The 22,509-nt window shown below is 34.8% G+C and carries 25 protein-coding genes and 1 pseudogene; 7 read left to right on the top strand and 19 right to left on the bottom strand.

Annotation, left to right across the window (positions count from 1 at the left end; genetic code table 11):
- Positions 1–245: 245 nt before the first annotated feature.
- Positions 246–476, bottom strand: coding sequence for a terminase small subunit (locus AC2CGR_RS06595; RefSeq protein ID WP_087967988.1), 231 nt, complete (start codon positions 474–476; stop codon positions 246–248).
- Between the two features lie 75 nt (positions 477–551).
- On the opposite strand from AC2CGR_RS06595, the gene AC2CGR_RS06590 reads away from it, so the two are divergent.
- The 4 genes and pseudogenes from AC2CGR_RS06590 (at position 552) to AC2CGR_RS06575 (ending at position 3,422) form a co-directional block, all read left to right on the top strand.
- Entirely contained in the window at positions 552–1,160 is a 609-nt protein-coding gene (locus AC2CGR_RS06590; RefSeq protein ID WP_087967987.1) for a hypothetical protein, read from the top strand.
- A gap of 500 nt (positions 1,161–1,660) precedes the next feature.
- Positions 1,661–1,899, top strand: a pseudogene (locus tag AC2CGR_RS06585) (hypothetical protein); the annotation flags it as partial.
- A gap of 39 nt (positions 1,900–1,938) precedes the next feature.
- Positions 1,939–2,253, top strand: a complete 315-nt coding sequence (locus AC2CGR_RS06580; protein WP_042875016.1) for a thioredoxin family protein — start codon at positions 1,939–1,941, stop codon at positions 2,251–2,253.
- A gap of 287 nt (positions 2,254–2,540) precedes the next feature.
- Complete coding sequence (locus AC2CGR_RS06575; protein ID WP_000380376.1) at positions 2,541–3,422, top strand: cation diffusion facilitator family transporter; 882 nt, start codon at positions 2,541–2,543, stop codon at positions 3,420–3,422.
- Here AC2CGR_RS06575 and AC2CGR_RS06570 read toward each other — a convergent pair.
- From AC2CGR_RS06570 to AC2CGR_RS06550, 5 genes are all read right to left on the bottom strand, one after another.
- A complete protein-coding gene (locus AC2CGR_RS06570) occupies positions 3,412–4,047 on the bottom strand; it encodes a phosphatase PAP2 family protein (RefSeq protein WP_131102068.1) in 636 nt (211 codons plus the stop codon). The two genes, AC2CGR_RS06575 and AC2CGR_RS06570, sit on opposite strands and share 11 nt — an antisense overlap.
- 76 nt (positions 4,048–4,123) lie before the next feature.
- Positions 4,124–4,879, bottom strand: a complete 756-nt coding sequence (locus tag AC2CGR_RS06565) for a sporulation protein (RefSeq protein ID WP_087967983.1) — start codon at positions 4,877–4,879, stop codon at positions 4,124–4,126.
- Positions 4,861–5,682, bottom strand: coding sequence for a serine/threonine protein kinase (locus tag AC2CGR_RS06560; protein WP_270185241.1), 822 nt, complete (start codon positions 5,680–5,682; stop codon positions 4,861–4,863). The genes AC2CGR_RS06565 and AC2CGR_RS06560 overlap by 19 nt, the downstream gene beginning before the upstream one ends.
- Entirely contained in the window at positions 5,682–5,864 is a 183-nt protein-coding gene (locus tag AC2CGR_RS06555; RefSeq protein ID WP_000473370.1) for a hypothetical protein, read from the bottom strand. The genes AC2CGR_RS06560 and AC2CGR_RS06555 overlap by 1 nt, the downstream gene beginning before the upstream one ends.
- A 110-nt stretch (positions 5,865–5,974) precedes the next feature.
- On the bottom strand, positions 5,975–6,154 hold the full coding sequence (locus AC2CGR_RS06550; RefSeq protein ID WP_000658451.1) for a YozD family protein: 180 nt from the start codon (positions 6,152–6,154) through the stop codon (positions 5,975–5,977).
- A gap of 149 nt (positions 6,155–6,303) precedes the next feature.
- Between AC2CGR_RS06550 and AC2CGR_RS06545 the strand changes: the two genes are divergently transcribed.
- The gene (locus tag AC2CGR_RS06545; RefSeq protein WP_270185242.1) at positions 6,304–6,471 is read left to right on the top strand and encodes a DUF3930 family protein; all 168 of its coding nucleotides are present in this window, start codon (positions 6,304–6,306) and stop codon (positions 6,469–6,471) included.
- Positions 6,472–6,475: 4 nt separating this feature from the next.
- Here the strand turns inward: AC2CGR_RS06545 and AC2CGR_RS06540 are convergent, their stop codons facing one another.
- From AC2CGR_RS06540 to AC2CGR_RS06495, 10 genes are all read right to left on the bottom strand, one after another.
- Positions 6,476–7,138, bottom strand: a complete 663-nt coding sequence (locus tag AC2CGR_RS06540) for a hypothetical protein (RefSeq protein WP_000101496.1) — start codon at positions 7,136–7,138, stop codon at positions 6,476–6,478.
- 190 nt (positions 7,139–7,328) lie between these two features.
- The gene (locus AC2CGR_RS06535; RefSeq protein ID WP_001972299.1) at positions 7,329–7,544 is read right to left on the bottom strand and encodes a YozE family protein; all 216 of its coding nucleotides are present in this window, start codon (positions 7,542–7,544) and stop codon (positions 7,329–7,331) included.
- Positions 7,545–7,616: 72 nt separating this feature from the next.
- On the bottom strand, positions 7,617–7,889 hold the full coding sequence (locus AC2CGR_RS06530; RefSeq protein WP_001972298.1) for a YokU family protein: 273 nt from the start codon (positions 7,887–7,889) through the stop codon (positions 7,617–7,619).
- Entirely contained in the window at positions 7,886–9,307 is a 1,422-nt protein-coding gene (gene kamA / locus AC2CGR_RS06525) for a lysine 2,3-aminomutase (protein ID WP_001972296.1), read from the bottom strand. Before kamA ends, AC2CGR_RS06530 begins: the two co-directional genes overlap by 4 nt.
- Before the next feature lie 210 nt (positions 9,308–9,517).
- Entirely contained in the window at positions 9,518–10,903 is a 1,386-nt protein-coding gene (gene rocR / locus AC2CGR_RS06520) for an arginine utilization transcriptional regulator RocR (RefSeq protein ID WP_002021296.1), read from the bottom strand.
- Between the two features lie 99 nt (positions 10,904–11,002).
- Positions 11,003–11,848 (bottom strand): putative beta-lysine N-acetyltransferase, encoded by an 846-nt coding sequence (gene ablB / locus AC2CGR_RS06515; RefSeq protein WP_087967979.1) that lies wholly within the window; start codon positions 11,846–11,848, stop codon positions 11,003–11,005.
- The gene (locus AC2CGR_RS06510) at positions 11,845–13,113 is read right to left on the bottom strand and encodes a peptidase (protein ID WP_131102062.1); all 1,269 of its coding nucleotides are present in this window, start codon (positions 13,111–13,113) and stop codon (positions 11,845–11,847) included. The genes ablB and AC2CGR_RS06510 overlap by 4 nt, the downstream gene beginning before the upstream one ends.
- 15 nt (positions 13,114–13,128) lie before the next feature.
- Positions 13,129–13,791 carry a CoA transferase subunit B gene (locus tag AC2CGR_RS06505; protein WP_000525283.1) on the bottom strand — a complete coding sequence of 221 codons (663 nt, stop codon included), beginning with the start codon at positions 13,789–13,791 and terminating at the stop codon, positions 13,129–13,131.
- Complete coding sequence (gene atoD / locus AC2CGR_RS06500; protein ID WP_087967975.1) at positions 13,776–14,474, bottom strand: acetate CoA-transferase subunit alpha; 699 nt, start codon at positions 14,472–14,474, stop codon at positions 13,776–13,778. Before atoD ends, AC2CGR_RS06505 begins: the two co-directional genes overlap by 16 nt.
- Positions 14,471–15,781 carry an aspartate aminotransferase family protein gene (locus tag AC2CGR_RS06495; protein WP_001205894.1) on the bottom strand — a complete coding sequence of 437 codons (1,311 nt, stop codon included), beginning with the start codon at positions 15,779–15,781 and terminating at the stop codon, positions 14,471–14,473. Before AC2CGR_RS06495 ends, atoD begins: the two co-directional genes overlap by 4 nt.
- Before the next feature lie 991 nt (positions 15,782–16,772).
- Between AC2CGR_RS06495 and AC2CGR_RS06490 the strand changes: the two genes are divergently transcribed.
- Positions 16,773–17,522: a DUF4397 domain-containing protein gene (locus AC2CGR_RS06490; protein ID WP_087967971.1), complete on the top strand. Its 750-nt coding sequence runs from the start codon at positions 16,773–16,775 to the stop codon at positions 17,520–17,522.
- Positions 17,523–17,555: 33 nt separating this feature from the next.
- Here the strand turns inward: AC2CGR_RS06490 and AC2CGR_RS06485 are convergent, their stop codons facing one another.
- The gene (locus AC2CGR_RS06485; protein ID WP_080449316.1) at positions 17,556–18,689 is read right to left on the bottom strand and encodes a BA2291 family sporulation histidine kinase; all 1,134 of its coding nucleotides are present in this window, start codon (positions 18,687–18,689) and stop codon (positions 17,556–17,558) included.
- Positions 18,690–18,921: 232 nt separating this feature from the next.
- Between AC2CGR_RS06485 and AC2CGR_RS06480 the strand changes: the two genes are divergently transcribed.
- Positions 18,922–19,314, top strand: coding sequence for a YueI family protein (locus AC2CGR_RS06480; RefSeq protein ID WP_000247567.1), 393 nt, complete (start codon positions 18,922–18,924; stop codon positions 19,312–19,314).
- 120 nt (positions 19,315–19,434) lie between these two features.
- Here AC2CGR_RS06480 and AC2CGR_RS06475 read toward each other — a convergent pair whose 3' ends face one another.
- Together AC2CGR_RS06475 and AC2CGR_RS06470 are read right to left on the bottom strand one after the other, a co-directional pair.
- The gene (locus AC2CGR_RS06475; RefSeq protein ID WP_087967969.1) at positions 19,435–20,859 is read right to left on the bottom strand and encodes an aldehyde dehydrogenase family protein; all 1,425 of its coding nucleotides are present in this window, start codon (positions 20,857–20,859) and stop codon (positions 19,435–19,437) included.
- A gap of 132 nt (positions 20,860–20,991) precedes the next feature.
- Positions 20,992–22,347 (bottom strand): hemolysin family protein, encoded by a 1,356-nt coding sequence (locus tag AC2CGR_RS06470; RefSeq protein WP_087967967.1) that lies wholly within the window; start codon positions 22,345–22,347, stop codon positions 20,992–20,994.
- Positions 22,348–22,509: the final 162 nt, after the last annotated feature.

Below are 22,509 nucleotides of genomic sequence, written 5' to 3'. Positions count from 1 at the left end.
AAAAAACATTCAAAACAATTGATAAATCAGCGTTTGGAATTTAATTCCTTATTTTAAATTCCAATATAATCACCCTCAACACTATATTCAAATAATTATATTGGAATTTCTTGTTGTATACACATCTATCTTTTTCATGTATTATATACGAGAAGAGTAAGGTAAGAGTTACTCTTTGCCATTTTAGGAAAGGTCCTGTTGGAAACAACAGGACCTTTTTTCGTAATAGCAAAAGCAATATTGATTTATTCATTCAATACATTCATCGATTCCCCAAATATATTTTCAGCCATTTCTACTTTAAGCTCTCTGACCTGAAATGCTATACATTCTCTTCTAAATAATCGACTACTCGTACTATGCGTGCTTCTCTTTACATATCCAACTTTCCGTACAGCTTGTTTCCCTTTAAAGTATTTCACGTAATATAAACAAAAGAGTCGTTCTTGTTCCGTCAGCCCTTCATCATCTAGCATCTCGTTCAACTCCTTAAAAATGCAGGATTTCCCTTTCCGCTATCGAATTAATAATGTTCGGAAAGGGGGTGTAACATGGCGGAAATTAAAGTGGGACTTACACAATTTTTAGACTTTACACTGAAAAGTAGTGCAGCTAAAACAAATTTTGTAAAGAATCTTAAATCTCAACCTGAATATCACCCAGTTTTTGATTACTGGAAACAATTACGAGAAACTGTTATTAAATTTCATAAAAACAAGCTATCTTTCGAATGTTTTGAAACATTAATACAAACTGTTGAACAGAAGAAAAAGCAAAACTACATTGATGTTTTAAAACAGTACAAAAAATTCATTAGAAACAAAAACGTCTCTTGGTTTGATCCAGGTAAATCACATTGGTTATCAAATAATTTAATCGTCCGCTCATCACCTGAACTTGGTTTGCTCATTAATGATGAGCCACATCTTATTAAACTGTTTTTCAAAGGAAAAAAAGAACGAATTGATAAATATAACATCAACTCAACACTTACATTATTAAACGAATCAACATTTTCAAATGAACATACCGATGTGAATTATACGGTCCTTAACATCCAAAAGAACAAAATGTATACGAATAACTCTATTAATAATGATCATGTAATAGCTCTTGAATCAGAAGCTCACCAGCTTTGTTATTTATGGAATAAGATGTAAAGGGTATAGACATTTTTTTCAATACCCTGTTCACGCTTGATTTTATCGCAATTTTCATAAATCTAATCCATTTCGTTTAATTGAAGCTCACCTTCTTGTTTCTCATACACAATGCAGGGTGGGCATTTTTTAAAAAATAGTTTCTTTACCCATTTCAACATCCTAATTCCCCCTTTAAAAGAATAATGTAAGACTGTCTTTCTATCACATCTACATTCCCTCTGACTTCTACCGCTAAATACTTTCTAAGATGTTCTTACGATTCCTTCCGCGCCCCACATCATGTTTTTCTTTCACTCTATACAGTGCCGCAATTCCCCTTCTTGTTAGCTTTGCTTCTTTACTTGCATTCCTTTATTTGGGTGTAATTGTTGCTGGAACTCCGTTTAATCTCTTCCCTCACAACACCTCATAAAAATATCTGAGGAAAAGAACGTTATAGCAATGGCTATCATGAATACAATTTAATTTACCTTACTAATAAATAGTAGCCTTACAATTTCAGAAGTTTGACACAGCTCACGAAAAAGCTTATAAAGAAAAGTGAGGTTCCTAATATTCATTTCTAGATTTAAGATGCATATAAGACTAGGACATAAAAAGTAGAATCACACTGGATATCTACTCATATGTTATGCCAGGACTTCAAGAAACTACGGTGGATCAATTTGCTAACGAATTATTCAAAAAGAAAGGCTCTCTTTATAAGTTTTCCTTTCACAGCAAATACACCAACTAAATAACCAAAAATATTGATAGTGAAAAAGGAGAAACTAACATGAAAGAAATCAAATCTGAACAGGAATTCAAAGACATCATCGCAAGCGAGGAGCCAGTAGTTGTTAAGTTCTTTACTACATGGTGCCCAGATTGCGTGCGTATGGACAACTTTATCGGAGATGTGATGGAAGAGTTCAATAAGTTTGCATGGTATTCTATTAATAAAGATGAGTTCCCAAGTATCGCTGAAGAGTATCAAGTAATGGGTATTCCAAGTTTACTTGTATATCAAAATGGCGAGAAGCTAGGCCACTTACATAGTGCTAATGCAAAAACTGAAGAGCAAGTTACTGAGTTTTTAGAAGCATACTAAGATGAAAACCCTCTGAAAAATATTTTCTAGAGGGTTTTTTATTTTTTCCAAATCAGCTGTCAGAAGTGTACATATTTAAACTTCCTTCTCCTACCCCTTATACATAGATCCAAATCGCGTTCATATCCTAACTTTGCACTTTACAACATATTTTTCCTTCATGAAACTTTGTTATCCACTTCTTAAAAAGCTATAAAACGTCAACAATGTTTGTATAGACCCACACGACTTTCGTTTGATACTCTATTTATAGAAAGAAATTCCTTGTAGAAAGGTGAGTGATTAAAATGGATACTCTTTCTCATAAAGAAGCTGATAAAGGTGCTATTGTCAGCATTTTGGCCTACATATTTTTATCCTCTATGAAAATCATCATCAGTTATATTACCCTCTCTAGCGCATTACGTGCTGACGGTTTAAATAACTTAACGGATATCGGTGCTTCTTTAGCGATATTAATTGGTCTAAAAATCTCTCGGAAACCTCGTGATCCAGATCATCCATATGGGCATTCGCGTGCAGAACAAATTGCATCACTTGTTGCTTCTTTTATTATGGCAACGGTCGGATTAGAAGTTGTTATTAGTGCCATTCAATCTTTTTTAAATCCGAAACAAGCAGCACCTAATGTACTTGCTGCATGGGTAGCTTTATTTTCTGCTGTCGTTATGTACTGTGTGTATTTGTATACGAAAAAGATTGCAGCACGAACAAGAAGTAAATCATTAGAAGCAGCCGCAAAGGATAATTTATCAGATGCCCTCGTAAGTATTGGTACAGTAGTAGGCATTGTCGGTTCACAGTTCCAAATGCCTATTTTAGATCCTATTGCCGCTTTAATTGTCGGTCTTATTATTTGTAAAACTGCATGGGAGATTTTCGTAGAAGCTTCTCATATGTTAACGGATGGAATCGATCCAGATAAGATGGAAGAGTACGCTGATGCGATTGAACATATTGGTGGCGTGGAAAACATCGTAGATATTCGTGCTCGTATGTACGGGAATCAAACGTACGTTGATATTACAATCGAGGTAGATGCTCGTATGGATGTTGGAGAAAGTCATTGTATCACTGACAACATCGAGGCTATGCTTCGGAAAAAGTTTGGCATTTATCATGCGCACATTCATGTTGAGCCAATGGAAAAAGAACCTATTATGACATAGGTTCTTTTTTAATGAACGTTTTATGAAATATTACGCATAAAACGAGCCAGCTACCGCCAGCTGCCCATCCTGCTAATATGTCAGATGGATAGTGAACGCCAAGATATATTCGGCTAACTGAAATAGATAATACAACAAAGCTTGCTATAAAAATAATCAACAATTTTTTATGCAATGTAATACGTTCTTCTGTAATCGTGACGTATGCAATAAATCCTAAAAAAGCAGTAGCATTCATCGTATGACCGCTCGGAAAACTATATCCAGTTGCAGTAACAAGCTGTGTTACATCAGGTCTTGCTCGCTCGTACCATAGTTTAAGCATACTGTTTAAATAACGAGATCCATAATAATTAATTGTTAGAAGTAATGCACTAAGCAACCTTTTTCTAACGAGAAAATACATTACAAGAATAATGAGTAACGGAAAATATATTCTTTTGGAACCGATAAAAGACACCCAAGTAAAGTAGGCTGTCAAATAATCGTTTCGAAAACTTTGAATAAAATGCGCGACTACATTGTCAAAATTCTCAATACAAGCGGTATGATACGAAAGTGATAATACGACAAAACAAATGAGTAGCGTTGAACTTAACAAGTATAAATGTCGATATCGTTTCACATACATAACCTCACTATGCAAAAAATGGAGCGGTTGTTTTAGTTTTCCTCTCCATTTCTTTTTTATGCATAGTTTATTAAAAAATATAATTGTTAATTGTTTCTTTCATTGTTGGAATATCTTCATTTGTAACTGTAAAGCGTATCACTTTCTCATCAAGATCAAGTGCTTCTGCAAATAAACCTGCTAATCCGCGAGATTTTCTGTCTACTTCCATAATAATCTCTAGGCGATCGTAAGCGCTTGGTAAAATTAACAATTCTAGTTCATCTAATTTCCCATAATACTCTCCGGAAACAGGAACAAACTCAAATTCTTGTGCGAATGGAATTTGCTTACGTAATCGATACGGTAATTCTTCACATTCTATATGACGCGCTTTAAAACCTAATTGATTCACACTCTCTAACACACTATTTAATAGCGCATTTGGCAACACTTGAATGTAATCACGATCACTTGGATCTATACTACGTTTAATATCAAGGCCTGTGTGCACCCAAACTGTTTTCATTCCAAGAGTAAGCGGTGTTTCAACTGGCATTTTAAATGAAAATGGAATTTCTCTTTTTTCATTCGGCTCAACAGAAAAAGGTTCTGTTAAACGAACTCGCTCTAAATCATATGTTGTTGTTACTTTTTTATCATCCACTTCTCGTACATATGATGTTGATAACGTTAAGTAAATGCTTTCAATTTGTTGGCTAACGGAACCTCCCGTTATATGAACCTTCCCGTATATCTCTTCACCAACAATATACTCACCTTTTTCAAGAACTGTATCTACTTTTGCATTACCGATACCAACGCTTGCTAAAAACTTTTGAAACATGGGGCCTCCATCCTTTCTAAAGCAAAAGCTACATCTTTTTTTAAATCTTGTACATTCTCATAATACGGCGTTTTTATTTGTAACATTCGCATCAGCATTTCACGGTTGTAATTTTCCAAAGTTAATTCGTCATACCATGGGTTTTCATTTTTTTCATTAGATTCATAGCCTGCATATAATAAAAATAACGAGAAATGACCAAGCGCATAAAAATCGCTACGAAAGTGAACTTCTCGCATCAAAGCTTGTTCACCTTCATAAGTTGTAGCTCGTTCATCACCTTCACCTTTCAATTTCGCCAACCCAAAATCAATAATACTAACTTGTTTTTCTTTCATTAATATGTTTGGAATGCGTAAATCTCGGTGAATAATACCTTTACTATGAAACACCGATACAATTTCTAATATTTCATATAAAATTTTAAAAACTTCACGTTCTGTATATACATGCCCATCCGAGAAAATATAATCTTCGAAATTTTTACCAGGCATATATTCCATCACAAAAAAGCTTTTTTTCTCCCATACGAAATGATCGTATAAGCTAGGAATTGCATGATGATTTAATGTTTGTAAAATCATTTTCTCTTGTTCAAATGATTTTCTACCAGACTCATATCTTTGTTTACTTTGTCTTAATTGTTTTAAGACTTTATATCTATTTATTTGTAAATCATTAACGACATATGTAACCCCATAACTGCCCATTCCAATTACTGATTCAATTTTATAACGTTCTGCAACAATTGTATTTTTTCGCAGTGGTCTATCAAATAAAGCTAGTATACGACGCCATTTCATCAGCTACTTGAAAAGAAGCTACGGCTTTTACGTTTTCTTTTATAATGATGATGCCCATAACCAGATGAACGTCGTTTATAATCGCTACTTGAATAAGAGCGACCTCTATGGCGATAATCACTACTAGAATACGAACGATATTTTTTCTTTCCTAATAAAGAATCAATAATTTTTTTGAACATCCCTTCACCTCTTGAGTAAAATTTTCTTTTAATTATACCAAGTATTGCTGGCTAGATTTGTGACAAGTTTGTAAAGAGTAAAAAACGACGAGTTAAGCCCGTCGTTACTTTCACTCATCCTCTTCATCAAACACTTCATCAATCATACATTTCTCTAATAAATACTCGAATGTAATATCTGCGAGATCTTCAATTTCTTCTCTTTTTGGCACGTATCCTCTTTCAATTAGTTGCTCATAAAAAAACTCCGCAATCTCTTCCGTATCAATCACGACTTCAATTTCCTTCATGAGCATCACTCCTTTATTTCTGTTTTATGAAAAAATCTCAAAATTATGTATATGAGATTAGAAAAATAGTTTTTCTTTTTTTATAGGTCATATCCTTTGGACGAGGTGCATACGATGGTAGTACAAGCTATCAAAAGGGGGAAATAATTATGGAATATCAATATGAGGTAAAGCAAGAAGTAGGACAAACAAAAGAAGAGTTCATGCATGAAGATCAATGGGCAGACTCTCTTATTAAATGGCTTTTTATTTTTTTAATAATTGTAGGCATACCTTATGCTGCATATGTTGTTGTTCAATTCATTCTCTCTTTCTAGTTAACTATTTTTTCTCTGTCAATTTAACTAAATAATTATGAACAACATCCATAACAATTTTGTATTCTTCATCTTTAAATGTATCAAATAACAATTGGTAATCGTTATAAATATCAAGTAATCCATCAATGATTTCTTGACGATTTGTCTTAACACTCACTTTTTTTGAGTTGTTAATTGACTTTAATTTTCCTAAATCTAATTTATTCATACCTGCTTTATCTTGTTTCATTTTCTTCAAAATTGCATTTGCCGTTTGAGCATTGGCAAGTAACGTTAAATCTGACTCATCCGCTTCTAACCATTCACCATCCGTAATTCGTGACAGTTCATATATTGTATCTTCCCATGCGTCATTTTTATATCTCCATACTTCTGTACGAAAACCAACAATTCGAAACACATCTTTATCGTATCCTGTTACTTGCACGAGATCACCAAATGTGAAATTATAGTTTAATTCGATCCACTCAGTTTCACCTTTTTTCATATCTTGCTCTGAAACGTGCTGCAATGTTTGCTCTACGTAAAACCCATCGTGATTATTGACTTCGTATACGTAAACTCCATCTAAAACCTTCATATTTGTGATTTTACCAACGGTTCCATATAGCGTAATCACGACTATGTCCCCTACGTTATATTTAGGTTGCTTTTTCCTTGCCATCTATATCTCTCCTTTTTTTGACGTCGTGATTTTGATAACAGTATATGCAACCTACATAAAAACGCTTATCACAGAAGCGTATATTCATAAATTTTTTCAATAAAAAATATCACCATATGAAAATTTATTTACAACGTAAAAAAAGCTAGCAAATAGACTAGCTTCTCGTCAAAAAAAAGTTCTTATAGTTTTATCTATCTTGTATGTATAAATCCCACGCTTCATCAAATATAGACATACTTGCTAGCATTCCACTTAATTCTAAGTATGAACTAATTTCATCGTAATCTTCAGATTGCTTTGGAAAGCTTAAATCATCATACATCGCCTCTGCTAAATTCGATATTTCATTACTAAATAAAGCTGCACGATGCTTCATCATATAGTGGTAAAATGTCTTTTTCAAAAATATTCCCTACCTTTCTAACTTGGGTACATTATACAAGGCAAAAAAGAAAAAAACCAGCATAAAAGCTGGTTAAAAGTCGAAATAATTTCTTTTTAATAAACGTGGCCTTCCCATTAATTCTTCATATGTTAGTTGTTTTGGTAAATCTTTCGTATAAATTAAAAACAATTGATCTTCTATTTCTTTCACTGTTTGATCTGATTGATAGTCCATACCGCATGAGGAACAAGAAATGCATGGTGTCTCTTGGATTTCAATGGCTTTCGTACCATCTGGTAATTCCCAAAATACAGTATTTAAGCTTTCTTTTGCTTCTGTACTGTCACACCACATACAATTCATACTGCATCACCCTCAGTTTTTTTGTCGTTTTCTTCTAATTTAGCCATTTGTGCTTGATATTTTTTATCTTTCAATTGGTCGCGCTTATCACGTTTATCTTTTAATGATGCATGCGTTTCATTATCTTCATAGTCTTTACGACGGTTCATACGCTGTAAATCGTCTGGAACAAGGTTAAATTTCTTATCGCTCATAAGACCCGCGATACCAACATCTGAACGTTTTTCTTCGTAGTTTGGATAGATTTCTTTAAAGTATCCTTCTGCTCTTCCTGGGATGTAGCTTTCTGGCTCTGGATACGTTGTAATAACACCTTCAAAGTTACGAAGTACAACTTTATCTGCACTTTGCGAGATTAAATAGTTTGGCTGAAGCGCAATTTTACCGCCGCCTCCTGGTGCATCAACAACGAATGTTGGTACTGCATAACCAGACGTATGTCCGCGTAAACCTTCGATAATTTCAAGACCTTTAGAAACTGGTGCACGGAAATGACCAATACCTTCAGATAAGTCACATTGATAAATGTAGTATGGACGTACACGGATTTTTACTAAGTCATGCATTAATTTTTTCATAATTGGAACGCTGTCGTTAATACCAGCTAAAATTACTGCTTGGTTTCCGACTGGAACACCAGCATTCGCTAACATTTCACATGCTTTTTTCGATTCTTCAGTAATTTCAATGGATGTATTGAAATGTGTATTTAACCATACTGGATGGTATTTTTTAATAATGTTACATAAGTTTTCTGTAATACGTTGCGGGAATACTACTGGTGCTCTCGTTCCGATACGAATAATCTCCACATGCGGAATCTCTCGTAAATTTTTTAATACATATTCTAAAATTTTATCGTTAATTAGAAGACCGTCACCACCAGAAATTAATACATCTCGTACTTGTGGTGTTTCACGAATGTAAGCAATTGCATCATCTAATTGTTTCTTCGGCACACCCATTCCAATTTGTCCACTAAAACGACGGCGTGTACAGTAACGACAATACATAGAACATTGATTCGTTACTAAGAATAGTACGCGGTCAGGATAACGATGTGTTAACCCTGGAACTGGTGAATCTTCATCTTCATGAAGCGGATCTTCTAAATCATATTTTGTTTTATATAACTCTTCCGAGATCGGTACAGATTGCATCCGAATCGGACAGCGTGGGTCATCAGGATTCATTAACCAAGCATAGTACGGTGTAATATTTAACGGGATCGTTTTCGTTGAAATTTTAACGCCCTCTTCTTCATCAGGTGTTAAGTTAATCACTTTCTTTAAGTCATCTAACGTTTTGATCGTATTCGTTAATTGCCAAACCCAATCATTCCATTGCTCTTCAGTAACATCTTTCCATAATTCGATATCCTTCCAGTGACGATTTGGTTTGTATACATCATGTAACATTGCTATTCCCCCTTTTTATACGCTCATCCTTTATATAAGCAATAGTTATGCCAACTTTACTTTATTGATAAGTAAATGTACGGAGAACCCTATTATATAAGCGAAAAAATTTTTAAAAGCACTGTATGAAATTCATACATACTATCATATTCATTACTTTTTATATATGTAAACGCTCTTTTATTGGTGCAAACACACAAAAACCGCCAATTATTCGGCGGTTTTGTCGTACTTACTCAGTTTATATTGAAGTGTTTGACGAGGGATGCCTAACATTTTTGCAGCTTGTAGTATATTCCCTTCCGTTTCAATTAACGCTTGATCTATTAATTCTTTTTCTGTTTGATGAAGTGCCTCTCTAAGCGGCAATATGCTCTTCTTCTTTGGAAAACTCTCTTTCCGAAATGTACGCGGTAAACAATTGGCTGTTAATATATTCCCTTCTGCAATAATGACAGCATGTTCAATCGTATGTTTTAGCTCCCGAACATTTCCAGGCCATTGGTAAGCTTGTAATCTTTCTTTCGCTTCCTTATCCATTTGAAGTACACCTTTTTTATAACTTTTATTATATTCTTTCAAAAAATAAGTCGCTAATAATAATACATCCTCAGTTCTTTCACGGAGCGGCGGAATATATAATGAAAAGACATTTAATCGATAGTATAAATCAGTACGAATTTTATTCTCTTTTAAACATATTTCTGGTGGCTGATTCATTGCGGTAATAACGCGAACATCTACTTTTCTCGTCTTATTATCACCAATACGACGAATAACACCATCTTCTAGTACACGTAACATTTTCGCTTGTAAATCGAGTGGCATTGAATTCAGTTCATCTAAAAACAATGTCCCTCCATCTACAAGTTCAAATAATCCCGCTCGTTCAATTGCCCCAGTATAACTACCTTTCGTCGTTCCAAACAATAAACTTTCTAATAGAGACTCTGGCAAAGCTGCACAGTTTTGTGCAATAAACGGCTTGTTCTTCCGTTTAGAAGCTTCATGAATCGCTTGTACAAATAACTCTTTCCCTGTTCCTGTTTCCCCATATATTAAAACATTCGCATCAGTTGGGGCTACTTTTTGTGCTAATTCTTTCGTCTGTTTAAACCGAGCATCATTCGTCACGATTGTCTCAAATGCAACATCCTTTTTGATCGCTTTTTTTCTAGATGATCTCTTTATTTTCGACTGCAAATCGACTATTGTATCTGTAAGCTTTTGAACTGTGGAATAATCCTTTGCGATTTCAACAGCTCCAGCAATATTTCCATCTATAAAAATAGGTAACGTCGTATTTACTGTACAAATGTCTTCCCCATTTAAATTTTGATAATGCTGCACTTGATGAACGATTGGTTTTTTTGTATCTAGTACTTTCATCAACGTACTTGTTTCCCTAGATAAAGAAGGGAACGCTTCTAACAAATGTTTACCTAGCACTTTTTCAATTTTTGATCCATCGTGTTTTGCAGCTACAGTATTATAGAAAATTGTAATACCATTTTCATCTACTGCGTGTATAGCCTCATCAATACTGCCCAAAATCGCTTCAATGACTTCTTGTGTCGAAACTGCTAGCAATGTCATCCCCCCTCTTGCCGAAAATCCAGCAAATACTATGCCGAATTTCCGGCACGCCTATGTGCGATTATAAGCATGACGATTCCGTTCTATTTTTATAACGTACTATTTAGACAAATCTTTTACCCATATATTCATATCTTCTAGCTTATCAAAAATGTAGCAATTGTTCGCCAATCTTCCTGTATACGTATAGCCTAACTGATGAAAGGCTGCATTCATTCCGAAAGAAAGCGATCGAGCAATTGTATAAGAACAGAAAATCGATTTTTCTTGAAGTTCTTCTTCTAACTTAATTAATAAACTTTTCATAAACCCATGTTTACGATATTCGGGTAAGGTAGCACAATTCGTTAATTCTGCATTTCCTTCTTTTATATTCATTTCTGCAGACGCTGTACTAATTATTTTCCCCTCGAATTCATACACATAGTAAATTGTATCGTCTTCTTTCATCGTTTGTTTTACATAACTCGCTTCGTTTAAAGGAGTCGGATACACTTCAAATACTTCTCCAAAGACAGCTGCTAATTCTTCTGCGTCCTCTTCTGTCGCTTTTCTTAATAGAAATTTCTCTGGGACTATTTTTTCCTTTACTTCTTTTGCTTTTACACCGCTTAAAATGGTATCTTCCTCAGCCCAATGTATACTATTTCGTCTTTCATCATTATTAAATTTCACGAAGAAGTATGCATCGTGACCTTGAAAATAATGTGGTAATGTTGCTTCTAATAAAAAACCGAAAGAGAGCCATGTTGAAACATGCTCTCCCTTTCCTTTAACAATACATTTAGTGAAAGAATGTTTCTCTGCTAATTCGTCAATTGTTTGGATGATTCTCTCAATATTTCCTGTGTAGTGGTCTACTCGAATACGTTTATTAAAATAGTCTAAAACGCCTTCTACTGTATAGCCATTCGTCTGTTCTCTAAAAGATTCATAGTATTTCATTTTTTCACCTCACACCAATCTAGTAATGTACATGCAATAATTTTTGCGGCAGCTATCATTTTATCAACTTCTATATATTCGTTTGGATAATGCGCTACTTTCGTTTCTCCTGGGCCAAATACTATCGTTGGTACACCTGCGATTTGTGTAAATAAACCTCCATCAGTCCCCCACGGTGATGCTTCAATAATCGGTTTGTTCCCTTCAATTTCAACAAAGTTATGTTCAAGTGTTGTAATTAACTCATGATTTTCTTCTAGTTCACCAGGAACCCATCTTGCTCCAAACCATTCCACTTCTACAGGATTTTCAACAAACCAATTGTCCACATCATTTAATTCAGCGATCCAATTCTCGAACTCTTCTTTTGCTGCCTCTATAGTCTCATTCGGCGCAATACCGCATCTTCCTTCTAAAATTAACGAATCAGGAACAGAACTTGGCCAGCTCCCGCCTTCAATTTTCCCAATATTAATTGGAATTGGAATCGGGATTCCTTTAAATAATGGGTCTGTAATTCGGTCATTTCTCTTCTCTTCCAGCTTTCTCAAATGATCTACAACAAACATACTTTTTTCAATTGCACTTACTCCTTCATAACGCGTCCCACCGTGTGCAGCTTTCCCTTTCACATGTAGACGAAACCACATGGACCCTTGTTGTTTCGGGAAAAACTTCATATTTGTTGGCTCTGGAATAATGACACCATCCGCTTTATATCCTCGTAATATAGTCGCTAATGTTCCTGCCCCGCCGCTTTCTTCTTCTATTACACTTTGAAAATAAATATCTCCTTTTAATTCAATACGAGATTCAATAATTGCTTCCATTGCAAGCATTAGTGCGACATTGCCGCCCTTCATATCTGTCGTTCCACGACCATATATACGATTTCCTATTTTCTCACCACTATAAGGATGATGGTCCCACTGATTCACATCTCCTTCTGGTACGACATCAATATGCCCATTTAATATCATGGATTTCCCGTCGCCGCTTCCTTTAAGAGTTGCCACAATGTTTGGGCTATCTGCAAAACTTGAACGCGGTGATACAAAATAAGGATGATCTTTCATTTTAGAAAATGAAGGCTCCCATATATCAAGATCTAAACCTAGCTCACGTAATTTTTCAATCACAATTGCCTGCGCACCACTTTCATCACCAGATACGCTCTTTTCTTGAATTAATCGTTTTAAAAATTTTACGCTTTCTTCTTCATGACTCTCAATATAATCACAAACTTGTTTTTTTAATTGCTCCATATATTACATCTCCCCTCATTCAATTACTAGTAAGTTAGAGCCAATTTTAAAATCCGCTTCTGTATGTTGTTTTATATCTTCCACTGTGTATGGGCTCATCAATTCTTGTAAAATAAGTCCACCCTGCGTTACTTCCATTACTGCCATATCCGTAATAATTAAATCCACACATTTTTTTGAAGTTAATGGTAATGTACACTCGGAAACAATTTTTGCATTTCCGTATTTATCGACATGATTCATCACAACAACGACCCGCTTCGCTTTTTGAGCTAAATCCATTGCTCCTCCAATACCTGGAACGCGTTTTCCTGGAACAATCCAGTTTGCTAAATCACCATTCTCACTTACTTGTAATGAACCAAGAATCGTTATATCTAGTAAACCTTTTCGAATCATCCCAAACGCCGTGCAACTATCAAAATAACTTGCTCCTGTAATAAGAGAAGTTGGCAAACCTGCTGCGTTACATAAATTTTCGTCTTCATTTCCTTTACTTGGCGTAGGTCCCATACCTACAATTCCATTTTCCGCATGAAACATAACGTTTATATCGTCAGGCAAATGATTTGGTACAAGCGATGGTATACCAATTCCTAAATTTACAATCATACCATTTTGTATTTCTTTCGCTGCACGTCTAGCAATCTTATCTCTCACTTCTACGCCCATACCCATTTCCAATTCACTCCTTCCGACGGTACGATATAATTTACAAATACTCCTGGGACAACAATTTCTTCTGGATCTAAACTTCCCAGTGGAACGATTTCTTCTGCTTCTACAATCGTTATCTCCCCGGCCATAGCAACGTGGGGGTTCATGTTACGAGCGCTCTTATCAAACACAAGGTTGCCGAACGGATCTGCCTTTTTCGCATATACAATCGCAACCTCAGCAGTTAATCCTGTTTCAACTAAATATGTTTTACCATTCATTTCAACAGTACGTTTTCCCTCTTCTACAATCGTATCAACACCTACATCAACTAATACGCCACCAAGTCCTACACCACCAGCGCGAATACGCTCTGCTAATGTTCCTTGAGGAGAAAACTCAATTTGTAACCTTCCTTCGTTTAGCTGTCTTCCTGCATTTGGATTTGAACCAATATGAGAAGTAATTAATGATTTTACTCTTTCATTCGTAACGAGACGACCGATTCCTACATCAGGAAATCCCGTATCATTTCCAATTAAATTTAAATTTGTAACTCCTTTTTCTAAAATCGCCTGTATTAAAGATGGAGGGGATCCAATCCCCCCAAATCCCCCAAACATTAATGTCATATCATCGTGAAACAAAGAAATTACTTCCTCTATCTCTTTTAATTTACTGAATGTATTCGTAATAGTTGTCATGCGATACTATGCCCTCCTTTTTGCATCATTTCCTCCACACTTTTTGCAAAAATTGAAAGTAATTCATCTAACTCGGAATATGTAGTTGTCATTGGCGGTGCTACAAGCAGTGCGCTATCTTCTTTTCCTGCTTGCCCTGAAACAGCTTGGTATAAAAGAAGACCATTTTTAGCTGCAACCGAAATAAGTTCTGACGCTTTTGTAAACGGTTGCAATTCTACTCCAATCAGCAATCCTTTTCCACGCACATCAGCAATGATTGTCGATTGTTGCTGAACTTTCTGTAATCCTTTTATTAAATACTCTCCCTTTTCCGCTGTTTTTTCAGGTAGATTATGTTTCTCCATATATTCAATAACAGCTAGAGCTGTTGCTGCAGATAATGGATTTGCACTTAACGTATGCCCACTCATAACAGAACGGGATCCTCGTAAAATCGGCTCCATAACACGGTCGCTTACAACCGTCGCTGCCATCGGTGTGTATCCAGCTCCTAAACCTTTACCAAGGGTCATAATATCCGGTTCTACACCCCAATGCTCCATTGCAAACCATGCACCAGTACGACCAAGCCCAGTCATTACTTCATCAGCAATAAATAAAATATCATAATGACTACAAATATCTTTAATAACTTTATAATATTCTTTCGGTGGAACGACTGCGCCTCCAGCTGCTCCAATAATCGGTTCAGCGATAAAGGCTGCAATATGTTCTGCTCCAATCCTTTCAATTGATCTTTCTAGTTCAGTCGCACAAGCAAGTTGACAAGTTGGATATACCTTCTGCACCGGACATCTAAAACAATATGGAGCTGGAATAGTTGGATAATCTTCTAAAATTGACACGAAACGTTGTCTACGCAGTGGGTGCCCAGACATTGATAAGGCTCCCATCGTAATACCGTGATAACTCATCCATCGTGACAAAATTTTATGCTTCCCTTGAATACCTCGCTCTTGAAAATGCTGAATTGCAATTTTCATAGCTGTTTCATTTGCTTCCGTACCACTATTTACAAAAAAGCTCCAGTTCAAATCTCCTACACTTAAATCGCTTAATTTCTTCGCTAATTTTTCAGCTGGTTCACTCGTAAACTGTGATCTATAAACGAAAGCAATCTCCTCTGCTTGCTTTTTGATAACGTCCGCAATCTCCTTTACGCCATGCCCAATACCTGCCGTAATTGCTCCTGACGAGCCATCAAAATATTTATTTCCGTTTTGATCATACAAATAGACACCTTTTCCATGTGAAATCATTGGATACGGCTGACCAACAAGTGGTTTAATTAAGTAATCGCGCATAGCGCTCCCCCATTTCTCCAATTTGTATATATATATGAAGAAAATTGACGTTTCTTTCATAAAAAAGAACCCTCTGCGAAAGCAGTGAATTTATCAAAAAACTATTATAAAATATACAAATGAGTGCTAAATACCAATTTCAAAAACAGAAAATTCAGAACTTAAATCAGAGACCAACCCTTATCTATACGCTCAAATAACCCTCCCTTATATAAAATTAACGCTTCACTAAATATTTTTCTAACATAGTGCCAGCTTCTCTCAAACACCGACATTGTGTAAACTTCGACGAAACTCCCTTTAAACTCCTTCCTGTTCTTCTACTTTATATTGCATATTTTCAAACAAATATCGACAATTAATCCTACTAAATGCATAGCAATTATTTTTATAGAACCCAATATTTCACATACATTCTCCTCCATTTATACAATAAAAAAAGAACCGATTAACCACATTAATCAGTTCGGCACGACGCTCTTTTATCAGTTAATACCGTCACTTGCTAACGTAAATAGACACAATAGTATTACAAAATCAAAATTCATCCTACAGTATAAAGCACAAAACCGTCCATAACTCCATTTACAATTCCTTGCGGGATATCCCCATCCCAAGGTTTCATTCCTTTCCTTAATTTCAAACTACCTTTCCTTTATAATTTATGTAGGACAATTATCACTTTGTATGTGTATTTGCCCATAATTAAAAAAATCCCTAGTTTCCTAAGGTTTTTGGGACATGGTTTCGAAATGTCACGTGTTATACTCTTACATTTTTCATTTCAAAATACACACTTCATCAGCCAATATGAATGATATATTGTTGTATCCTCAAGAAAATTATCACTCTCGTTCACCTAAACTTAACTTATCCTAAAAAAATACTTACTATTCATTTTCAACCTTTCTCCTTTAAAAAACAAATTTTTTTCGCATAACCTCTTTCTTGCTAAGCATATAGTTTTAATGATGACAAAGGAGGAATGTTCATGTCTCAATCTGAAATCGAAAAATATGGACAAGAAGCTACACGTTACGAACAGCTCGCTCGTTACTATCAATTTCATAATCCCCAAAAATATGCAGAACTATATATGAAATATTATGATGCGCTTACGAATCTTGTACAGGCATACGAAAAAAGAGATTCACAAGAAGCTGCTTTACCATCACACATAAGATTTTTTCACTCTGCTTCAAATACACCTGCGGTTGATATTTTAGTAAATGGGCAAAAGATTATTAAAAATATTTCATTTAAACAATTTAGTCCCTATTTAACATTAGTGCAAGGTAAGTACCGAATAGATATTGTTCCTGTCGGAAATGAAACGCCCATCTTTTCAGCTTTAGTACCAATAATGGGAAATCACACTTATACTTTTGCTGCAATAAATAGTGATAATCATCTACAATTACAGCCTATGCTTGATAATACTCATTTACCAGCAGGCCAAGCAAAAATACGCTTTGCGCACTTTTCTCCCGATACCCCTGTTGTAAATGTAAGTTTAAAAGGTGGCGATCATTTATTTGAAAATGTACTCTTTAAACAAACAACAGATTTTTTAGAAGTTAGCCCTGGTACAGCGGATATTGAAGTTTCACTCGCAGATAATCAAAATGTCTTGCTAACTATACCGGATTTCAAAGTCGAACCAAACATTATTTATACAATTTCAATTTTAGGTTATTCAACGAAAGACCCTAAATTAGAAGCCGTTATACTTACGAATTAAAACAGTCTACACCATTTATTTGGTGTAGACTGTTTATTTTTGAAATGCAATTTGAAATTCTGTCCAATCGTTATCTGAACGACACATGATGGACCCATTATGTTTTTCTACAATTTGTTTACATACAAATAACCCAATACCAGTTCCTAACTTTTTAGTAGTTACAAATGGTTCAAAAATCGTTTCTACATTTTCAGCTGGAATCATTGGCCCGTTATTTTTTATTACGATTCGAATCGATTGATCTTCTTCAAATACATCAATGATAATTTTTCGTTCTTCCTTCATTGATTCAAGAGCGTCAATTGAGTTCATTAATATATTTAAAAATACTTGTCTCACCTCACTCCGATAACCAGTAAGCGGAATTGGATATGGCAAATTCTTTTCAATCGAAACATTTGCATTGACCAAACTTGGATATAAGAACTGTATTATGTCTTGAAACAAGTCATTTAGCCAAAATCGTTCAGATTCAGTCCACATTTCTTTTTTCGATACGAGCAAAAATTGCGAAATACGAAAATTCAATTGGTCTAATTCATGAGAAATAATATCTAAATACGATAAACTAGGATGGTCTGCCTTTAATAATTTGACAAACCCCATAATGGAAGTAAGCGGATTACGAAATTCATGTACAAAACTAGCTGACATTTGCCCTAAAATCGTCAGCCTTTCTTTATGTGTTTCGTTAATATATTGCTGTTTTTCCTCTAAATTTCTTGTTATAATTTCCGAGTATTTTAAAACAGTGTAATAAATTAATTTGTCAAAACAAGTATGTATTTGGGCCATTATTGGTTTCAATTCACGTGCACTAACATCTAATTCACACATCGCTTCGAAAAGCTCATTTCTTCCCACATTTGCATTATAAACAAAGTCACCTATATTCGCATCTGCTCCTGCACGTTCAATAGCAATTTTCTCGCATAATGGCTGAAGATAATGTATATCTTTTTCTTCCATAGTAAGTTCGATAATAAACTCTAATAAATCCTCTCCATTTTGAACTGCTTCTAGTCTAAATGGATCTTTATCGGAAATTATCATTTTGTTTTTCCAGTTCTCAACGAATTGGTGCCTGTTGTTTTTCAAGTGCGAACAAAATACTTCTTTAATATCCTTATCGATTGGAAAAACCTCCATTCCCTCCATTTCCATGCGACGAACACCCTTTATATTTTGAATATTAACACAAAAATCATGATTCGTTAATAGATTATTGTCACATTTTGTTAATATGTGTTGATAAAATTTTTATAACTTTATTAATTGTTTAGATTGATACATTCCATTTTCCTTCCTCTCATTCAAATTTTTTTATATTCGATGCGACTTTTTTTGCATCCTGCTTTATTCTTTCGTACAATAGAAGAGGAAAGGTGTGAAAAATATGGTAAATAAAAATGTGGAAGATTATCTCCAAGAAGGTATTTACGGCCAAAAGCAGAACAAGCCAGAAGAACGTAATATGTATTTAACTACATTACGTGAGCGTGTAGAAATCGCTTTAACTATCGGTCAAGTAATGCAAAGTAATGTATATTCTGAAGTAGCTAGTAGCATGCGCTCTTCTCACTCATTACAAATATTCCTAAATGGCGGCATTGCTTACCCACATTTATCCAAATACATTAAATTGGCAAATGAAAAAAATATTCCTTTTACAATTGTTCAAAATAAAGGCATAGAAACACCAATCGGCTTAGTATTATCACACAGCACTGCTGTTGACAAAGAACAAATTTATGTAGAAGATGCTATTTACAAACAAGAAATGAAGTAAATGGTACACTTGATTAAATGAAATCATTCTGAAAAACGTAAAGTAAACCATAAAAAACGAGTATGGAATCGTAAACATTTCCTACTCGTTTTTTATTGCGCTATTTAAATTCTATATACTTTATTTTTTAATACATACTAATTTCATTTCTGTCATTTCTTCTATTGCATATTTAATTCCTTCACGCCCTGTGCCACTTTCTTTCACACCACCGTATGGCATATGATCTACTCTGAACGTTGGAATATCATTTATCATGACACCACCAACTTCTAATTCATCAATTGCACGCATTGCTTTAAACAAATTATTTGTAAATACGCCTGCTTGTAGACCATAACGTGAATGATTTACTTGCTCTATGGCCTCATCAAATTCTTTAAATGTATTTACGGTCATAAGTGGACCGAATACTTCTTGGCACTGTACAGATACATGCTCTGGAACATTCGTTAATACAGTTGGTTCAAAAATCCTTTCATCACGTTTGTTACCACCATATAAAACGTTCGCTCCTTCTTTAACTGCTTCTTGCACCCAGTTATCGATACGGTCGACATCTTTTTTCGAAATTAAAGCTGATACATCCGTTTCCTCAATCAGCGGATCCCCAACAACAACTGTTTCCATCGATTTCTGTAACTTAGATAAAAATTCATCCATTCTCTCTTCATGTACAAAAACACGTTGCACCGAAATACAAACTTGTCCATTATTAACAAATGCTCCCCATTTTACACGTTCAATTAATTCATCTGTTAATTCTACATCTTCATCAATAATAACTGCAGCATTTGATCCTAGCTCTAACGTAACTCGCTTTAACCCAGCCTTTGCCTTAATTCCAATTCCAACTTTCGGACTTCCTGTAAAAGTAATGGAAGCAACATCATCATTTGTAACTATTGCCTCACCAACAGTTGAACCGGGACCAGAAATAATATTTAAAGCCCCTTTTGGCAATCCTGCCTCTTCAAATAATTCAACTAATGCGTAAGATGATAAAGGCGTTTGATCAGCTGGCTTTAATACAACTGTATTTCCAGCAGCAATTGCAGGGCCAACTTTATGTGCCACTAAATTTAATGGGAAATTAAATGGTGTAATAGCCCCTATAACCCCAATCGGTTTACGTATTGTGTATGCAATGCGCCCATCTGCACCAGGTGCTGCATCAAGTGGGAGTGTCTCACCGTATATACGCTTCGCTTCTTCAGCTGCAAATTTGTACGTCTGAACAGTACGATCTACTTCTCCCCTTGCAGCACGTATTGGTTTTGCAGCCTCTTTTGCAATAATTTCTGCAAATTCTTCTCTTCTTTCATCCATTTTTTGTGCGACTTTCTCTAAAATAGTCGCACGATCATATGCAGATAATGTATTCATTGCTGTCATTGCATTTTTTGCAGCAGTAACAGCCTCTTTTACATCTTCTTCCGTTCCTTGCGCAATTTCCGCTAATGTTTCTTCAGAGTACGGTGCGTATAATGGTTTATACGTGTTTACAGACTTCCAATCTCCATTTATATATAAATGCTTTTTCATAATTCTTCCCCTTTCAAATATATGTATACAACAATACTTCACCTAGTGAAAGGTCTGACTTATTTCATTTTAACATAGCCCTTATTCTGCCAAAAATATTATGCTCAAAAAAACTCTGCCATCTAGCAGAGTCTACGAACTAATTTGTTCTTGTAATGAAATTTGTTTTTCATCTTCTAAAATAACAATTGATTCTACAGTTTTTGTAACTTCTAGTCTCTTTATATAGTGTCCATCTAATTCTTTTACGCAAAACTTATAATTTTCGATTTCAATGAAATCCTCTTCGGCAATTTCTATATTTTTCGTTAAAATCCATCCACCTATTGTATCAACACCATTATCATCAATCGTTAAACCTAATAACGTATTTACTTCACTAACAAGTACTTTTCCCTCTAGTATCGTTTTCGTTTCACTAACTTGTTGAATTTCTGGCTGTTCATCTGTATCAAACTCATCTTGAATATCTCCAACTATTTCTTCTAAAATGTCTTCAACAGTAACAAGTCCAGACGTACCACCATATTCATCTATCAATATAGCAATATGTGTTCTTTCTTTTTGCATTTTTAAAAATAAGTCGTGTATTGGGATAGAGTCGATAACTAAAATAATCGGCCTAATATATTGCCCTACTTTCTTATTACTAACCGCATTATGCTGCACAAAATCTGTGAAAATATCTTTAAAGTTTACAAATCCTATTACGTGATCTTTGTCGCCATCAACAACTGGATATCTCGTATATTTTTCCCGAGACATTTTTTGCAAAGCTTCTTCAGCAGGCATTTCTTTACTTATAATATGCATCTCAGTTCGGGGTACCATTATTTCTTTTGCTATACGATCATCAAATTCAAAGATTTTATTTACATATTTATATTCAGACTGATTAATCTCTCCGTTTTTGTAACTTTCTGAAACTAATAACCGTAATTCTTCTTCTGAATGAACTTCATCGTGCCCTTTCGGTGGTTTCAGCCCTAGCAACTTCGTAATAATTCGAGCTGATCCATTTAAGACCCAAATAAATGGAAACGCTATACGATAAAAGAAAATTAACGGTTTAGCAACAAATAAACTCACCTGTTCAGCTTTTTGAATCGCAAATGTTTTTGGGGCCAATTCTCCTATTACAACATGTAAAAATGTAATAAACAAAAACACTAAAATTACAGCAAAAATGTCTGCTAGTTGAGTTGAAATGTTCAAATTCAAAAAAAGTGTATCAAACATTTGCTTTAACGCAGGTTTACCAAACCACCCAATTCCGAGTGCTGTAACTGTTATTCCTAGCTGACAAGCAGATAAATATTCGTCTAAGTTTGTAATGACTGTTTTGACAGATGTTGCGCGATTACTTCCTTCTGCAATTAAATAGTCAATTCGTGAACTTCGCACTTTAACAATTGCAAATTCTGCTGCAACGAAAAATGCCGTTAAGGCAATTAAAACAATCACTATACTTATACTATATATGTCCAAATACTTTTCCTTACTTACATTGTAAGCAAGGAAGCCACCTCCTACTTAATTTTATTCAAGTGAAGTAAGCATTCTAATACTCTAACAAAATTCTACATTAGCAACCACCTTTTTATATATTATATGCATACATAAAAAAGATATTTATCATTATGATAATCT

This window comes from Bacillus sp. LSHTCR4 (assembly GCF_057197025.1).
This window is presented reverse-complemented; position numbering and strand designations above follow the sequence as displayed.

Excerpts from the sequence above, each read along its gene's own strand:
- AC2CGR_RS06595 (WP_087967988.1), bottom strand. The coding sequence starts at position 476 with ATGCTAGATGATGAAGGGCTGACGGAACAAGAACGACTCTTTTGTTTA.
- AC2CGR_RS06590 (WP_087967987.1), top strand. The coding sequence starts at position 552 with ATGGCGGAAATTAAAGTGGGACTTACACAATTTTTAGACTTTACACTG.
- AC2CGR_RS06580 (WP_042875016.1), top strand. The coding sequence starts at position 1,939 with ATGAAAGAAATCAAATCTGAACAGGAATTCAAAGACATCATCGCAAGC.
- AC2CGR_RS06575 (WP_000380376.1), top strand. The coding sequence starts at position 2,541 with ATGGATACTCTTTCTCATAAAGAAGCTGATAAAGGTGCTATTGTCAGC.
- AC2CGR_RS06565 (WP_087967983.1), bottom strand. The coding sequence starts at position 4,879 with ATGTTTCAAAAGTTTTTAGCAAGCGTTGGTATCGGTAATGCAAAAGTA.
- AC2CGR_RS06560 (WP_270185241.1), bottom strand. The coding sequence starts at position 5,682 with ATGAAATGGCGTCGTATACTAGCTTTATTTGATAGACCACTGCGAAAA.
- AC2CGR_RS06555 (WP_000473370.1), bottom strand. The coding sequence starts at position 5,864 with ATGTTCAAAAAAATTATTGATTCTTTATTAGGAAAGAAAAAATATCGT.
- AC2CGR_RS06550 (WP_000658451.1), bottom strand. The coding sequence starts at position 6,154 with ATGAAGGAAATTGAAGTCGTGATTGATACGGAAGAGATTGCGGAGTTT.
- AC2CGR_RS06545 (WP_270185242.1), top strand. The coding sequence starts at position 6,304 with ATGGAATATCAATATGAGGTAAAGCAAGAAGTAGGACAAACAAAAGAA.
- AC2CGR_RS06540 (WP_000101496.1), bottom strand. The coding sequence starts at position 7,138 with ATGGCAAGGAAAAAGCAACCTAAATATAACGTAGGGGACATAGTCGTG.
- AC2CGR_RS06530 (WP_001972298.1), bottom strand. The coding sequence starts at position 7,889 with ATGAATTGTATGTGGTGTGACAGTACAGAAGCAAAAGAAAGCTTAAAT.
- kamA (WP_001972296.1), bottom strand. The coding sequence starts at position 9,307 with ATGTTACATGATGTATACAAACCAAATCGTCACTGGAAGGATATCGAA.
- rocR (WP_002021296.1), bottom strand. The coding sequence starts at position 10,903 with ATGACATTGCTAGCAGTTTCGACACAAGAAGTCATTGAAGCGATTTTG.
- ablB (WP_087967979.1), bottom strand. The coding sequence starts at position 11,848 with ATGAAATACTATGAATCTTTTAGAGAACAGACGAATGGCTATACAGTA.
- AC2CGR_RS06510 (WP_131102062.1), bottom strand. The coding sequence starts at position 13,113 with ATGGAGCAATTAAAAAAACAAGTTTGTGATTATATTGAGAGTCATGAA.
- AC2CGR_RS06505 (WP_000525283.1), bottom strand. The coding sequence starts at position 13,791 with ATGGGTATGGGCGTAGAAGTGAGAGATAAGATTGCTAGACGTGCAGCG.
- atoD (WP_087967975.1), bottom strand. The coding sequence starts at position 14,474 with ATGACAACTATTACGAATACATTCAGTAAATTAAAAGAGATAGAGGAA.
- AC2CGR_RS06495 (WP_001205894.1), bottom strand. The coding sequence starts at position 15,781 with ATGCGCGATTACTTAATTAAACCACTTGTTGGTCAGCCGTATCCAATG.
- AC2CGR_RS06490 (WP_087967971.1), top strand. The coding sequence starts at position 16,773 with ATGTCTCAATCTGAAATCGAAAAATATGGACAAGAAGCTACACGTTAC.
- AC2CGR_RS06485 (WP_080449316.1), bottom strand. The coding sequence starts at position 18,689 with ATGGAAATGGAGGGAATGGAGGTTTTTCCAATCGATAAGGATATTAAA.
- AC2CGR_RS06480 (WP_000247567.1), top strand. The coding sequence starts at position 18,922 with ATGGTAAATAAAAATGTGGAAGATTATCTCCAAGAAGGTATTTACGGC.
- AC2CGR_RS06475 (WP_087967969.1), bottom strand. The coding sequence starts at position 20,859 with ATGAAAAAGCATTTATATATAAATGGAGATTGGAAGTCTGTAAACACG.